12 protein-coding genes are annotated in these 13,646 nt (G+C 73.6%); 10 read left to right on the top strand and 2 right to left on the bottom strand.

Annotation, left to right across the window (positions count from 1 at the left end):
• The first annotated feature begins 43 nt into the window (after positions 1-43).
• On the top strand, positions 44-1,411 hold the full coding sequence (locus tag BMW85_RS19030) for a rhamnulokinase (protein WP_245774920.1): 1,368 nt from the start codon (positions 44-46) through the stop codon (positions 1,409-1,411).
• A 231-nt stretch (positions 1,412-1,642) separates the two neighbouring features.
• On the top strand, positions 1,643-2,179 hold the full coding sequence (locus tag BMW85_RS19025) for an NUDIX hydrolase family protein (protein ID WP_091082807.1): 537 nt from the start codon (positions 1,643-1,645) through the stop codon (positions 2,177-2,179).
• Positions 2,180-2,194: 15 nt separating this feature from the next.
• On the opposite strand, the gene BMW85_RS19020 is transcribed toward BMW85_RS19025, so the two are convergent.
• The gene (locus tag BMW85_RS19020) at positions 2,195-3,817 is read right to left on the bottom strand and encodes an arylsulfatase (RefSeq protein WP_218155832.1); all 1,623 of its coding nucleotides are present in this window, start codon (positions 3,815-3,817) and stop codon (positions 2,195-2,197) included.
• A gap of 9 nt (positions 3,818-3,826) precedes the next feature.
• Entirely contained in the window at positions 3,827-4,735 is a 909-nt protein-coding gene (locus BMW85_RS19015) for a MurR/RpiR family transcriptional regulator (RefSeq protein ID WP_091082806.1), read from the bottom strand.
• Between the two features lie 86 nt (positions 4,736-4,821).
• Between BMW85_RS19015 and BMW85_RS19010 the strand changes: the two genes are divergently transcribed.
• From BMW85_RS19010 to BMW85_RS18975, 8 genes are read left to right on the top strand one after another with little or no spacing between them, the layout of a single operon-like run.
• Complete coding sequence (locus BMW85_RS19010; RefSeq protein WP_091082805.1) at positions 4,822-6,381, top strand: ABC transporter substrate-binding protein; 1,560 nt, start codon at positions 4,822-4,824, stop codon at positions 6,379-6,381.
• A 1-nt stretch (position 6,382) separates the two neighbouring features.
• Positions 6,383-7,351, top strand: coding sequence for an ABC transporter permease (locus BMW85_RS19005; protein WP_091082804.1), 969 nt, complete (start codon positions 6,383-6,385; stop codon positions 7,349-7,351).
• Entirely contained in the window at positions 7,348-8,175 is an 828-nt protein-coding gene (locus tag BMW85_RS19000) for an ABC transporter permease (RefSeq protein ID WP_091082803.1), read from the top strand. Before BMW85_RS19005 ends, BMW85_RS19000 begins: the two co-directional genes overlap by 4 nt.
• Entirely contained in the window at positions 8,172-9,071 is a 900-nt protein-coding gene (gene murQ, locus BMW85_RS18995; RefSeq protein WP_091082802.1) for an N-acetylmuramic acid 6-phosphate etherase, read from the top strand. Before BMW85_RS19000 ends, murQ begins: the two co-directional genes overlap by 4 nt.
• On the top strand, positions 9,068-10,234 hold the full coding sequence (locus tag BMW85_RS18990; protein ID WP_177240742.1) for an anhydro-N-acetylmuramic acid kinase: 1,167 nt from the start codon (positions 9,068-9,070) through the stop codon (positions 10,232-10,234). The genes murQ and BMW85_RS18990 overlap by 4 nt, the downstream gene beginning before the upstream one ends.
• Complete coding sequence (locus BMW85_RS18985) at positions 10,231-11,298, top strand: serine hydrolase domain-containing protein (RefSeq protein ID WP_091082799.1); 1,068 nt, start codon at positions 10,231-10,233, stop codon at positions 11,296-11,298. Before BMW85_RS18990 ends, BMW85_RS18985 begins: the two co-directional genes overlap by 4 nt.
• Entirely contained in the window at positions 11,295-12,890 is a 1,596-nt protein-coding gene (locus BMW85_RS18980) for an ABC transporter ATP-binding protein (protein WP_091082797.1), read from the top strand. The genes BMW85_RS18985 and BMW85_RS18980 overlap by 4 nt, the downstream gene beginning before the upstream one ends.
• Before the next feature lie 5 nt (positions 12,891-12,895).
• Positions 12,896-13,642: a carbon-nitrogen hydrolase family protein gene (locus BMW85_RS18975; RefSeq protein WP_091082796.1), complete on the top strand. Its 747-nt coding sequence runs from the start codon at positions 12,896-12,898 to the stop codon at positions 13,640-13,642.
• The last annotated feature ends 4 nt before the right edge of the window (positions 13,643-13,646 follow it).

Genomic DNA, 13,646 nt, shown 5'->3' with positions numbered 1-13,646 from the left:
CCGTTTCGCCGCCGTCGACCTCGGGGCCTCCAGCGGCCGGGTGATGCTGGCCGACCTGTCGGGCGGCCTCACGCTGACCGAGGCCCACCGTTTCCCCAACGGCCCGGTCCGCGTGGCCGGCCGGCTCCACTGGGACGTCCTCGGCCTCTACCGGGAGATCCTGGCCGGGCTGCGCGCCGCCGGGCCGGTCTCCTCCATCGGCGTCGACTCCTGGGCCGTCGACTACGGCCTGCTCGACGAGAGCGGCGCGCTGCTCGGCAACCCGGTGCACTACCGCGACGACCGCACCCGGGGCGTGGCCGAGCGGGTGGCCGCCGAGGTCGGCGCGGAGACGCTGTACGAGACCAACGGGCTCCAGGTGCTGCCGTTCAACACGGTCTACCAGTTGCTCGCCGACCGGCTCGACCGGGCGGCCACGATGCTGCTCGTGCCGGACCTGCTGGCGTACTGGCTGACCGGCGAGGTGGGCGCGGAGGTCACCAACGCCTCCACCACGGGCCTGCTCGACGTGCGCGGCAGAACGTGGGCCCATCCGCTGATCGAGCGGCTGGGCCTGCCCGCCCGGCTGTTCCCGCCGCTGCGGCAGCCCGGCGAGGACATCGGCGGGCTGCGGCCCGACGTGGCCGCCGAGCTCGGCTGGTCGGCCCCGGTGCGGGCGGTCGGCTCGCACGACACCGCCTCTGCCGTGGCCGCCGTGCCCGCGACCGGCCCCGCCTTCGCCTACGTCTCCTGCGGCACCTGGTCGCTGGCCGGGGTGGAGTTGCCCGAGCCGGTGCTGACGCCGGAGAGCCGGGCGGCGAACTTCACCAACGAGGCCGGCATCGACGGCACCGTACGTTATCTGCGCAACGTGATGGGCCTGTGGCTGCTGCAGGAGTGCCTGCGCGCCTGGCAGGGCGCCGACCTGGGACAGCTGCTGAAGGCGGCGGCCGGCGAGCCGCCCTTCGCCGCCGTGGTCAACCCGGACGAGCCGGTGTTCCTGCCGCCGGGCGACATGCCGGCGCGGATCGCCGCCGAGTGCCGCCGCACCGGGCAGACGCCGCCGGTCACCGAGGCCGGCTACGTGCGGTGCGTGCTGGAGAGCCTGGCGCTCGGGCACCGGCGGGCAGTGCGGCAGGCCATGGAGCTGTCGGGGCGCGAGGTCGAGGTCGTCCACCTGGTGGGCGGCGGCTCGCGCAACGAGCTGCTGTGCCGGCTCACCGCGGACGCCTGCGGCCTGCCGGTGGTGGCCGGGCCGGCCGAGGCGACGACGTTCGGCAACGTGCTGGTGCAGGCGCGCGCCGCAGGGCTGGTGTCCGGCCTGGACGAGATGCGGGCGCTGGTGGCCGCGGCCGGGCCGCTGCGCCGCTACGAGCCCTCCGGCGACGCCCGCGCCTGGGACGAGGCCGCCGCCCGCGTCTTCCCCTGCTGACCGGCGAGTCCGCCCGTTTCCCGCCGCGGGCGGCCGGGCAGAAGTCGGACCGGGGCCATCGGGGGCTCCTCTCGGAGCGGAGCGTGAACGCGCATGGGCAAGAAGATCGTCGACTATCTGCCGTTCCTCGGCATCGTGCTGGCCGTCTGCACGGCGTCGTGGCTGGCCGGGCGCACCCTGCTGCCACCGGTCAGGGCACGGCGCTGAGGACCCAGGCCGTACGATCAAGCAATGACCGAAAAGACCGAAACGACGCCCGCCTGGCTGTCACCGGAAGAGCTGGAGTCGGTACGCGGCCGCATGCCGATCCTCTACGTCGACGCCGTGCCGGTGCGGGTCGACGAATACGGCGTGGTCACCCACGTCGGCCTGCTGCTGCGCATCGCGTCGGACGGCACGGTCAGCAGGGCGCTCGTCTCGGGCCGGGTGCTGCACCACGAGCGGGTGCGTGACGCGCTGCTGCGCCACCTGGAGAAGGACCTCGGCCCCGTGGCGCTGCCGCGGATCCCGGTGTCGCCGCAGCCGTTCACGATCGCCGAGTACTTCCCGACGCCGGGCGTCACGCCCTACCACGACCCGCGCCAGCACGCGGTGTCGCTGGCCTACATCGTGCCCGTCGCGGGCGACTGCCGGCCCCGGCAGGACGCCCTCGACCTGGTGTGGTTCACGCCGGAGGAGGCGGGCTCCCCGGCGGTGCAGCAGGAGATGACGGGCGGGCAGGGCGTGCTGCTGAAGCAGGCACTCGCCCACGTGGGCCGGCTGGCCTGACCGGCCACGGGCAGGTCAGCGGGACGTCAGGGCGCTCCTCGCGTGCGGGCGGCGGAAGAGCTGCGAGCGGCCGAGCGCCCTGAACGCGGCGCGGGCGACCAGGCGGCCGGCACCGGCGGCGGGCAGCGGGAAGCCGACCGAGATCGCCATGCCGGGCTCGACCCGCTGCACCTTGCTCGCGCGGGTCTTGCGCGGGCCGTCCACGCCGAGCACGACGTCGTTCCAGGGCACGCCGGAGCCGTTCTCCAGGGTGACCACGAGCTCGTCGCCGACGACCTCGCTGCGCAGCCCGTACGGGATGCGCGGATCCTCCCCGATCTCGGCGTCGAGCGTGGCCGCGAGCTCGGCGGCCAGCTCGGGGCGGGCGGCGGCGAGGTCCCGCCGCTCCCCCGGGTCGGTGGTCAGGTCGTACAGCTCGACGCGCTCCGGCCGGGTCCCGGAGGCGTCCGGGGCGATGCGCACGGCCTTCCACCGGCCGCGGCGGATGGCCTGCGCCTTCCCCGGCCGGTTCCAGACGAGGTGCTTGTGCCGGGACGCGTTCGCGCCGGTCAGCAGGCCGCGGAAGGAGACGCCGTCGAGCTGGGCGGGCACCGGCACCCCGGCGAGGTCGGCCAGCGTCGGCATCAGGTCCCAGCCCGCCACCGGCTGACGGACGACCCGGGGCCGCAGCGCGGGCGACCAGGCGATCATCGGGACGCGGAGGCCGCCCTCGTACATCGCGCGTTTGCCGGACCGGTAGGGGCCGTTGGCGTCGAACAGGTCGGGTGTCACGCCCTGCTCGTGGTGCGGGCCGTTGTCGCTGAGGAACAGCACCAGCGTGCGCTCGGCCAGCCCGTTCGCGCGCAGCGCGCCCGTCAGCGCGGCGACGTCCCGGTCCAGGCGGGTGATCTGGGCGGCGTGCCGGCGGTTGGCCTCGCTCCAGGGGCGGCGCTCGTAGGGGCCGGTGTCGCCGGGGACCACGCTCGGCGCGTGCGGCAGGTTCGTCGGGTAGTAGAGCAGGAACGGCTCGTCGCGGTGCTGCTCGATGTAGCTGACGGCGCGCCGGCGGAACAGGTCGGGGGCGTACTGCCGGCCGTCGAGGCCGACCTTCTCGCCGTTGTGCCAGAGGTACTTCGGGAAGTACTGGTGGGCGTGCTTGTGGCCGATGTAGCCGTAGAACTCCTCGAAGCCGCGCTCGTTGGGGTGCGAGGGCTGCCCGGGACGGTCGGGGCCGAAGCCCCACTTGCCGATGCAGGCGGTGCGGTAGCCGGACAGGTTGAGCAATTCGCCGAAGGTGAGGTCGGCGGCGGTGAGCGCGTGCTGGGGGCCGCCCCCGGGGTTCTCGCGTACGGTGCCGTGGCCGGCGTGCAGGCCGGTGAGCAGCGCGCAGCGCGAGGGGGCGCAGATCGGCGCGCCCGCGTAGGCGTCGGTGAAACGTACGCCCTCGGCCGCCATCCGGTCCAGGTTGGGTGTTTTGATCAGGCGCTGGCCGTAGCTGCCGAGCTCTCCCCATCCCAGGTCGTCGGCGAGGATGACCAGGATGTTCGGTCGGAAGGGTAAGCCGCCCCTGACGGCCGCGGAGGCGGGGGACGACGGGGAAGCGGCGAGGCTGGCGAGGGTTCCGGCGAAGAGAGCGCGGCGGGAGGGCCCGTTGATCACGACGGGACCCTACCGGACGTCGCGGTCCGCCGCCCACCGATGGCCGCGCTTGACCGCCCTCGTGTGCACCACGGCGTACGTGTCGCGCAGCGCCGCCATCGACGCGTCGTAGGACGCCTGGGCTACCCCGGTGAACAGACAGTCCACCACCATGAGCTGGGCGATGCGGCTGCCGAGCGCCCCGGACCGGAACGCGGTCTCGCGGGCGGCCGTGGTGAGGGTCACGTCGGCCGCGCGGGCCAGCGGCGAGTCCAGGACGTTCGTGATCGCGACCGTGGCCGCGCCGGACCTGCGGGCGATGGCCAGGAACTCGGCGGTGTCCACGGTGGCGCCGCTGTGCGAGACCGCCACCGCCACGCAGGTGCCGTCCAGGGTGGCGGCCGAGGTCCACGCGGAGTGGGCGTCGTGCCAGTTGATCGCGGTGCGGCCGATGCGGGAGAGCTTCTGCTGCAGGTCGAGGCCCACCAGGGCGCTCGCGCCGACGCCGAAGGTGTCGATGCGGCGGGCGGCGCCGACCACCTCGACCGCGCGGGCCAGGGCGTCCAGGTCGAGTGAGCGGGCGGTGTCGGCGATGGACAGCGTCTCGTTCGTGGCGACCTTGGAGACGATGCCGGCCAGGCTGTCGTTGCGGTCGATGTCGCCGGGCGCCTCGGCGAGGCCGGAGATGGCCAGCTCCTCCCTGGCCAGCGCCCTGGTGAGGTCGATGGTGAAGTCCTTGTAGTGGGCGTAGCCCATCCGCCGGTAGAAGCGGACGACCGAGGTGGTCGAGGTGGCGCAGCGGGCGGCGAGGTCGGCGATCGACAGGTTCGCCGCGGCGGGGTCGGCGGCGAACGCCTCGGCGATGCGCCGCTCGGACGGGCGCAGGCCGGGCATGGCCGCGCGGATGCGGATCAGCAGGGTGCCGGCGTCCTCGGCCATGGTCAACCATCCCGGTAAGGAAAAGAAAATACCCTGGTGGTAGGGTCTCGGTAATTTTATAACCCACTGCCCCTGAGGAGGCCACCATGCCCCGTGGCGCGCTTTCCGCGGCCGCCCTCGCCGCGACCCTGTCCCTTGCTCTCGCCAGTTGCTCGTCCTCCTCCGGGTCCGACTCCTCCGGGCCCGCCCCCGGCGCCGAAGGGACGGGCGGCGGCAAGCCGCTGGTGGTCGGCGTGACCTCCGACCCGGACACCTTGTTCCCCTGGAAGGCCACCCAGTTCCAGGCCGTCAACGTGCTGCAGAACCTGTACGGCACGCTCACCGAGTTCGACAAGGACCTCAACGTGGTCCCCGGGCTGGCCGAGTCGTGGGACGCCTCCGAGGACGGGAAGACCCTGACGCTCAAGCTGCGCCAGGGCGTCACCTTCGCCGACGGCAGCGCCTTCGACTCCGCGGACGTGAAGTCCTCCCTTGACAAGATCATGGACGAGAAGACCGCGGCCGTGGCCCGCGCCTCGTTGTCGTCGGTGAAGTCCGTCGAGGCGCCCGACGCGAACACGGTGGTGCTCAAGCTGTCGGCCCCGGACGCCGCGCTGCCCGCCAACCTGGCCACGGTGAACATGGCGATGCTCTCCTCCGACGACACCGAGGAGAAGCTGACGGCCACCCCCAACGGGACCGGTCCCTTCACACTGGGCAAGCGGGTGCCGAGCCAGTCGATCACGCTGACCAGGAACGACGCCTACTGGGGCGCGGAGAAGGCGAAGTCGCCGTCGGTCGAGTTCCGGGTGATCCCCGACGAGTCGTCCATCGTCTCGGCCATGCAGTCGGGGAACGTGCAGCTCGCCGTCTTCAACGACCCGCTGGTGGCGCAGACCGCCGAGGGCGGCGGCACGATCACCGTCGCGAAGACGCCGCAGCTCAACTACCACGTGCTCCAGCTCAACGCGCGCCGCGGCGAGCTCGGCGACGTCAACGTGCGCCTGGCCGTGCAGTGCGCGATCGACCGCAAGCAGGTGCTCGACACCGCCGCGCTGGGCGAGGGCGAGGTGACCGGCCCCAACACCGCGCCGGCCTTCAAGTCGGACCCGGACAAGCGGCCCTGCCCCACCCGCGACCTGGCCAAGGCCGCCGACTACCTCGGCAAGGCCGGCAAGTCCGGCGGGGTGACCATCAAGACCATCGTCTCCCAGGGCGAGTACGCCACCTCCGTCAACGAGGCCCAGAGCCTCAAGGCCCAGCTCGCCGAGGCCAAGATCAACCTGGACCTGGAGGTGCTGGAGTCCGGCGCGTTCGTGGACCGCTGGGTGGCCGCCGACTTCGACGCGGCCGTGGCGCTCAACGGCGGCCGTCCGGACCCCGACGGCTCCTACGGCCGCTACTTCACCAGCGACGGCAACCTCAACAAGGTCGCCGGCTACAGCTCCGACAAGCTGGACAAGCTGTTCGCCGAGGGCAAGGCGACCACCGACCAGGCCGCCCGCAAGGCGATCTACGACCAGGTGGCCGCCGAGCTGGAGGACAACGCGGCCTGGATCTGGCTGTTCTCCGGCTACACCTACACGGCGACGACCTCGGGCGTGCAGGGCTTCACGCCGATGGCCAACGGCTCGCTGCAGTCGCTGCGGGCCACGTCCGTCTCCTGACATGAGAGCCCTCCTCCGCAACCGGATCGTCCGGCGGGCGGCGGGCACGGCCGGCACCCTGTTCGGGGTGGCGGTGTTCGTGTTCGTCATGCTCCGGGCGATCCCCGGCAACCAGATCACCGCGGGCCTCGGCACCGAGGCCGCCGCGCTCACCCCGGCGCAGCAGGCGGCGCTGGAGCGCTACTACGGGCTCGACCAGCCCCTGGTCGCGCAGTTCTTCGCCTGGCTCGGCAACATGTTCACCGGCAACTTCGGCTACTCCGCCCGCAACCAGCAGAGCGTCCTCGACCTCACGCTGCGCTCGCTGCCGGTGACGGCCGAGCTGGCGGTCCTGTCGATCGTGCTGGCGCTGCTCATCGGGGTGCCGCTCGGCATGCTGGCCGCCTCCCGCCCGAACGCGGCACGGGACGCGCTCGGGCAGGTCGTGAGCCTCGCCGGGCTGTCGATCCCGGCGTTCCTGCTGGCCACCACGCTGCTGTCGGTGTTCGCCGCCTCGTTCGGCTTCAACCCCAACGGGCAGGGCTTCGCGACCCTGGCCGAGGACCCGCTGCTCAACCTGCGGCAGATGGTCCTGCCCGCGCTCGTGCTGGGCTTCGGCATCGCCGCGCCGATCCTGCGCACCACCCGGGCGGCGGTGCTGGAGGTGCGCTCGGAGGACTTCGTCCGCACCGCCCGCGCCAAGGGCGTGCCGGAGCGGCGGCTGCAGGTCAGGCACGTGCTCGGCAACGCGCTCGTGCCCATCGTCACCATGACCGGCCTGCAGTTCGGCTACCTGCTCGGCGGCGCGGTCGTCGTCGAGCAGATCTTCTCCGTGCCCGGCATCGGGCGGCAGGTGCTGCTCGGCATCCAGCAGAAGGAGTACGCGGTCGTGCAGAGCACGGTGCTGGTGATCGCGCTGGCGTTCGTGCTGGTGAACCTGCTGACCGACGTGCTCTACCGGGTGATCGACCCGCGGGTGAGGGCGTCGTGAGCGCGCTGCGCAGGAGCCCCGCCGCGGTGTCGGGCACGGTGATCCTGGTGCTGCTGGCCGTGGTGGCGGTGCTGTCGTTCCTCGGGCTGCTGCCCTACGACCCGATCGCGCAGAACCCGCCGGAGCGTTTCCTCGCGCCGTCGGGGTCGCACCTGTTCGGGACCGACCAGTTCGGCAGGGACGTGTTCACCCGGGTGGCTGCCGGGGTCGGCAACTCGGCGCTCATCGCGGTCGTCGCGGTGGCGTTCGCGACCGTGGCAGGCACGCTCGGCGGCCTGGTGTCCGGCTTCTACCGGGGCCTCGCCGACGGCGCGATCGGCGGGGTGACGAACGTGCTGTTCGCGTTCCCGCCGCTGCTGCTGGCGCTGTCGCTGGCGTCGGTGCTGGAGCGCAACTGGTTCACCGTGGCGGTGGCCATCGCCATCGTGTACGTGCCGATCTTCGTCCGCGTCACCCGCGGCCCCGTGCTGTCGCTCAGGGAGATCGAGTACGTCAAGGCCGCCGTCGCGACCGGCCAGAGCCGCGCCCAGATCATGTTCCGGCACGTGCTGCCCAACATCACCTCGATCATCGTCATCCAGGTCGCCCTGTCGTTGTCCTGGGCGGTGCTGACCGAGGCGTCGCTGAGCTTCCTGGGGCTCGGCACGCCGCCGCCCGCGCCGTCGCTCGGCTCGATGATCTTCGAGGCGCGCAGCCTGGTGTTCGTGGCCCCATGGACGCTGATCGCGCCCGGCGCGGTCGTCGTGCTGCTCGTGGTGGGGCTGAACCTGCTGGGCGACGGCCTGCGTGACACTCTCGACCCGCGAAACCGAGGCAAGCGGTGAATCTGACGAACCTGACCACAGAAGCGGCCGACCCCCGCTTCTCCGGCATCGACACGATGAGCGTCGCGGAGCTCGCCGCGACCATGAACGCGGCCGACGCCACCGTCCCCGCCGCCGTGGCGGGGGCGCTGCCCCAGATCGTCCCGGCCATCGAGGCCACGGCCGAGCGCATGCAGCGCGGGGGCCGGCTGATCTACGTGGGGGCGGGCACGCCGGGGCGGCTCGGCGTGCTGGACGCCTCCGAGTGCCCGCCCACCTTCGGGACGCCGCCCGACCAGGTGTTCGCCATCATCGCGGGCGGCCCGCGGGCGATCGTCGCGCCCTGCGAGGGCGCCGAGGACGACGAGGAGGCCGGCGCCGCCGCCGTCGACGGGGCCGGTGTCGGGCCGCTCGACACCGTCGTGGGCATCGCCTCCAGCGGGCGGACGCCGTACGTGGTGGCCGCGGTGCGGCGGGCGGCCGAGCGCGGCGCGCTGACCGTGGGCCTGGCCTGCAACACCGGCACGCCGCTCGGCGCGGCGGCGGCGCACGCCGTTGAGGTGCCGGTCGGGCCCGAGGTGATCAGCGGCTCGACCCGGCTCAAGGCGGGCACGGCGCAGAAGCTCGTGCTCAACATGTTCTCGACCATCGTCATGGTGCGGCTCGGCAAGACGTACGGGAACCTGATGGTGGACGTGCGGCCGAGCAACGGCAAGCTGCGCGAGCGGGCCGTGCGCATCGTGCGCGCGATCACCGGGGCCGGGCGCGCCGAGGCGCTGTCCGCGCTGCGGCAGAACGGGTTCAACGTCAAGCAGGCGGTCGTCGCCTCGCGCTTCGACCTGACGCCCCAGGAGGCCGCGGCGCGGCTGGCCGGGGCCGACGGCAGGCTGCGGGCGGCTCTGGGGGAGCGGGCATGAGGATTCTCGGGATGATCTCCGGCACTTCGCACGACGGCATCGACGCGGCCGTCGTCGACTTCACGCCGGACGGTGAGGTGCTGCGCGGCCGGGTCGGGCACACGGCGAGCACGCCGTACCCGGCGGAGCTGCGGGCGCGGCTGCTCGCGGCGCTGCCGCCCGCGCCCGTGACGCTGGCGGAGGTGTGCGTGCTGGACACGCTCATCGGGCAGTGCTTCGCCGAGGCCGCGGCGGCGGCGATCGAGGCGGGCGGGCCGGTCGACCTGATCGTCTCGCACGGCCAGACGGTGTTCCACTGGGTGGAGGGGGCGCACGCGCGCGGCACCCTGCAGATCGGGCAGCCGGCGTGGATCGCCGAGCGGACCGGCGTGCCGGTGCTGTCGGACGTGCGCATCCGCGACATCACGGCGGGCGGGCACGGCGCGCCGCTCGTGTCGGTGCTGGACAACCTGCTGCTGGGGGGCCTGGAGAACGGCGCCGCGGCGCTGAACCTGGGCGGCATCTCGAACATGACCGTGCTGCGCGACGGCCGGCTGTTCGCCTACGACATCGGCCCGGCGAACGCGCTCATCGACGCCGTGGTGACGGCTCGCGGCCTCAACCCCCAGGGCTACGACGACGGCGGCGCGATCGCGGCCTCCGGACGGGTGCACCCCGGCCTCCTGGAGGCGCTGCTGGACGAGCCCTACTACCGGCTGGCCCCGCCGAAGAGCACCGGCAAGGAGCTGTTCCACCTGGGCTACGTCGAGGACGCCCTGGCGGGCCTGCCCAAGGGTGAGGTGAGCGACGCCGACCTGGTGGCGACGCTCGCCGAGCTGACCGTGCGGACCGTGGCCGCCGAGGTGCGGGCCGCCGGGGTGGCGACGCTCGTGGTCTCCGGCGGCGGCTGCCGCAACCCGGTCGTCATGGACGGCCTGCGCGCGGCCCTGCCCGGCGTGCGGGTGTCGACGTCGGACGCCTACGGGGCGCCCGCCGACGACAAGGAGGCGATCGCGTTCGCGCTGATCGGCTGGCTGACCGCGCACGGCCTGCCCGGCACGGTGCCCGGCGGGACGGGCGCGTCCGCGCCGCGCGTCCTCGGCACGCTGACCCCCGGCGCGGGGCCGCTGGTGCTGCCCGCGCCGGTCACGGTGCCGCCCCGCTCGCTGGTGCTGGCGCGATGAGCGCGGGCCCGGCCGCCGCCGAACGTGCGCCGGAGCCGCCGCCCGGCCTGGTCACCGCGGCGCGCACGCCGTGGTTCGACCTCGACGAGTGCACCGGCCACCGCACCGTCCGCCAGGAGGGCGGGGCGCTGGCCGGCGAGGCGCCGATGACGCCGGACACCCACCACGACCTCGCCTCGGTCACCAAGGTCGTGGCGACCACGACGGCGCTCATCCGGCTGGTGTCGGAGCGGCACGTGGACCTGGACGCGCCGCTGAGCGCTTACCTGCCGCACTCGTACGAGGCGATCACCGTACGGGATCTGCTGCTGCACCGGGGCGGCCTGTGGGAGTGGTGGCCGCTGTACGTGCAGGCGGACCTGCCACCGCCCCGCTACCGGCCCGGCCGCGCCCGGCACTACTCCGACCTCGGCTTCATCCTGCTCGGCCGGATCGTCTCGGCCGTGACCGGGCTGCGGCTGGACCGGGCCGTGGCCGAGCTGGTGACCAGGCCGCTCGGCCTGACCCGCACCACCTACGCCCGACCCACGGGCACCGAGGTCGCCATGAGCGCGCTCGACGACCGGGTGGAGATGACCATGCTCGACACCGGCCGCCCCTACCCGGTCCCCTACCGCAGTGGCGACTTCGCCGGCTGGCGGCGCGGGCCGGTGCTGGGCGAGCCGGCCGACGGCAACGCCTTCCACGCCCTCGACGGCGTGGCCGGGCACGCGGGGCTCTTCTCGACCGTGCCCGACCTGCTGCGCTACTGCCTGGCGATGTCCCGGTACGAGGAGCACGACCGTCTGTGGCGGCCGGACACCGTCCGCGAGTTCTTCGCCCCCGGCCCCGACCCCGAGCAGGCGCTCGGCTTCCGCCGCTACGCCCTCGACCTCGGCGGCGAGCGCGTGACCGTGCTCGGCCACCCCGGGTACGTCGGCTGCGCGATCGGCTTCGTCCCCGGCCGGGACGTGGCCCTGGTCGTGGCGAGCAACCGGCTGCTCGTCACGGGCGCGCCGACGCCGACCGACGACCTCTGGCACGGCCTGCTGCAGGCCGTCACACGACAGACGAGGAACACATGACTCCGCTCCTGGAGATCCGCGGCCTGTCGGTCGCCTTCCGCACCAGAAAGCGGGACGTCACCGCCGTACGGAACGTCTCGATGGAGATCCTGCCCGGCCAGACCGTCGCGGTCGTCGGCGAGTCGGGCTCGGGCAAGTCCACCACGGCCGCCGCGATCAACCGGCTCCTGCCGGACAACGGCCGCATCACCGCCGGGGAGATCCTGTTCGAGGGGCGCGACCTGGCGCGGGCGAGCCGCAGGGAGATGACCGCGATCCGCGGCGCGGGCATCGGCCTGGTCCCCCAGGACCCCATGTCGAACCTCAACCCGCTCATGCGGGTCGGCGACCAGATCGCCGAGGCCCTGGAGGTGCACGGCACGGCCACCGGCAGAGCGGCCCGCGCGCGGGTGCTGGAGCTGCTGGACCTGGTCGGCATCCCGGATCCGGAGCGGCGGATCGGGCAGTACCCGCACGAGTTCTCCGGCGGCATGCGCCAGCGGGCGCTGATCGCGATGGGGCTGGCCTGCAAGCCGCGGCTGCTCATCGCCGACGAGCCGACCTCCGCGCTGGACGTGACCGTGCAGCGGCGCATCCTCGACCAGCTCGCCGAGCTCACCGCGGAGATGGGGACGGCGGTGCTGCTCATCACGCACGACCTGGCGCTCGCGGCCGAGCGGGCGGACGTGGTGGCCGTGATGTACCAGGGCGAGATCGTGGAGACGGGCCCGGCGGCGGAGATCCTGGCGGCGCCCGGTCACGACTACACCAGGCGGCTGCTGGGCGCGGCGCCGAGCCTGTCGTCGGTGCGGGTGGCCGAGCCGCCGGGGCCGCCGCCGGAGGACCTGGTGGTGGTCGAGGGGCTGCGCAAGGTCTTCCCGCTGCGCGGCACGGGCGAGGAGCTGGTCGCGGTGGACGACGTGTCCTTCCGGATCCCGCGCGGGCGTACCGTCGCGATCGTGGGCGAGTCGGGCTCGGGCAAGTCCACGACCGCCAACCTGGTGCTCGGGCTGGAGGCGGCCACCGCCGGCGGCATCCGGTTCGACGGCACCGACCTGGCCGGGCTGGGGCGGCGCGAGCTGTTCGCCTTCCGCCGCCGGGTGCAGCCGGTCTTCCAGAACCCGTACGCCTCGCTCGACCCCCGCTACACCGTCGAGAAGTCGATCACCGAGCCGCTGCGCGTGCACGGCGTCGGCACCGCGGCCGAGCGCCGCAAGGCCGCCGCCGGCCTGCTGGAGCAGGTGTCGCTGCCGGCGTCGATGGGCGAGCGGCTGCCGCACGAGCTGTCCGGCGGCCAGCGCCAGCGGGTGGCCATCGCGCGGGCCCTCGCCCTGTCGCCCGAGCTGGTGGTGCTCGACGAGGCGGTCTCCGCGCTCGACGTGCTCGTCCAGGCGCAGATCCTGGAGCTGCTCGGCGAGCTGCAGCGCGAGCTGGGCCTCACCTACCTGTTCATCAGCCACGACCTGGCGGTGGTCCGGATGATCTCGCACCAGGTGCACGTGATGCGGCGCGGCCGGATCGTGGAGAGCGGCACGACGGAGGAGATCTTCGACCGGCCGGCCGACGGCTACACCCGGGAACTGCTGGCCGCCATCCCCGGGGGGACAGAGTAGGAGAGGTGAAGATCCTCCTTGTGCAGCCGCCGCGCTACTCCCCCGACGGCCACGCCAACTTCGACGCCGTCGAGGCGCTGGTCACCCCCGGCTCCGCCGACCTGATGATCCTGCCCGAGCTGGCCGGCGCGTCCCTGCCGCGCGCCGACTACTTAACGCGGGTGCGCGAGCTGGCCAGGGGCTCGGGGATGGCGGTGGTCGGCGGCTCCCACTACGACGACTCCGGCCCCGGCGGGCGGGTCAACCGGGGCGCGGTGGCCGGCCCGGACGGCACGCTGCTCGCCGAGTACGACAAGGCCCACCCCTACGGGCTGGAGCTGCGCTCCGGCGTCGTCCCCGGCCGTCCGGGCGGCGGCTTCGAGCTGCACGGCCGCCGCCTGCACGTGCTGCTCTGCGCCGACCTGTGGTATTCGGCCAGCCTGGCGGGCGCGGACGGCCCGGACGCCGTGCTGGTGCCCGCCTTCTCGGTGACCCGCTGGGACGGCCCCGCCCCCGCCCGGCAGCTCTGGCAGCACATGAGCGTGGCCCGCGCGTACGAGTTCATGACGTACGTGGCGGTGAGCGACTGGCACCACGAGACCACCTACCACGGGCATCCGTGCGCGGGCGTGACCGGTCTCGCCAACCCGTGCCCGCACACCCACACCGGCTTCTTCACCGGGCCGCCGGACGCCGCCGTCTCGCTCCACGAGCTGGACTTCGGCCGCCTGGACGCCTTCCGCCGCGACCGGTCCGAGCGCGGCTTCCGTTAGGGCT

Origin of the sequence: Nonomuraea wenchangensis (assembly GCF_900111685.1) — a bacterium.
GTDB classification, from domain to species: domain Bacteria; phylum Actinomycetota; class Actinomycetes; order Streptosporangiales; family Streptosporangiaceae; genus Nonomuraea; species Nonomuraea wenchangensis.
The sequence above is the reverse complement of the archived record's forward strand: the minus strand, read 5'-3'. Positions and strand labels throughout refer to the sequence as shown.

Coding starts and splice junctions, on each gene's coding strand:
- BMW85_RS18985 (WP_091082799.1), top strand. CDS start 10,231: ATGAGCGCGGGCCCGGCCGCCGCCGAACGTGCGCCGGAGCCGCCGCCC.
- BMW85_RS19030 (WP_245774920.1), top strand. CDS start 44: ATGCTGGCCGACCTGTCGGGCGGCCTCACGCTGACCGAGGCCCACCGT.
- BMW85_RS19010 (WP_091082805.1), top strand. CDS start 4,822: ATGCCCCGTGGCGCGCTTTCCGCGGCCGCCCTCGCCGCGACCCTGTCC.
- BMW85_RS19005 (WP_091082804.1), top strand. CDS start 6,383: ATGAGAGCCCTCCTCCGCAACCGGATCGTCCGGCGGGCGGCGGGCACG.
- BMW85_RS19025 (WP_091082807.1), top strand. CDS start 1,643: ATGACCGAAAAGACCGAAACGACGCCCGCCTGGCTGTCACCGGAAGAG.
- BMW85_RS19015 (WP_091082806.1), bottom strand. CDS start 4,735: ATGGCCGAGGACGCCGGCACCCTGCTGATCCGCATCCGCGCGGCCATG.
- BMW85_RS18980 (WP_091082797.1), top strand. CDS start 11,295: ATGACTCCGCTCCTGGAGATCCGCGGCCTGTCGGTCGCCTTCCGCACC.
- BMW85_RS18990 (WP_177240742.1), top strand. CDS start 9,068: ATGAGGATTCTCGGGATGATCTCCGGCACTTCGCACGACGGCATCGAC.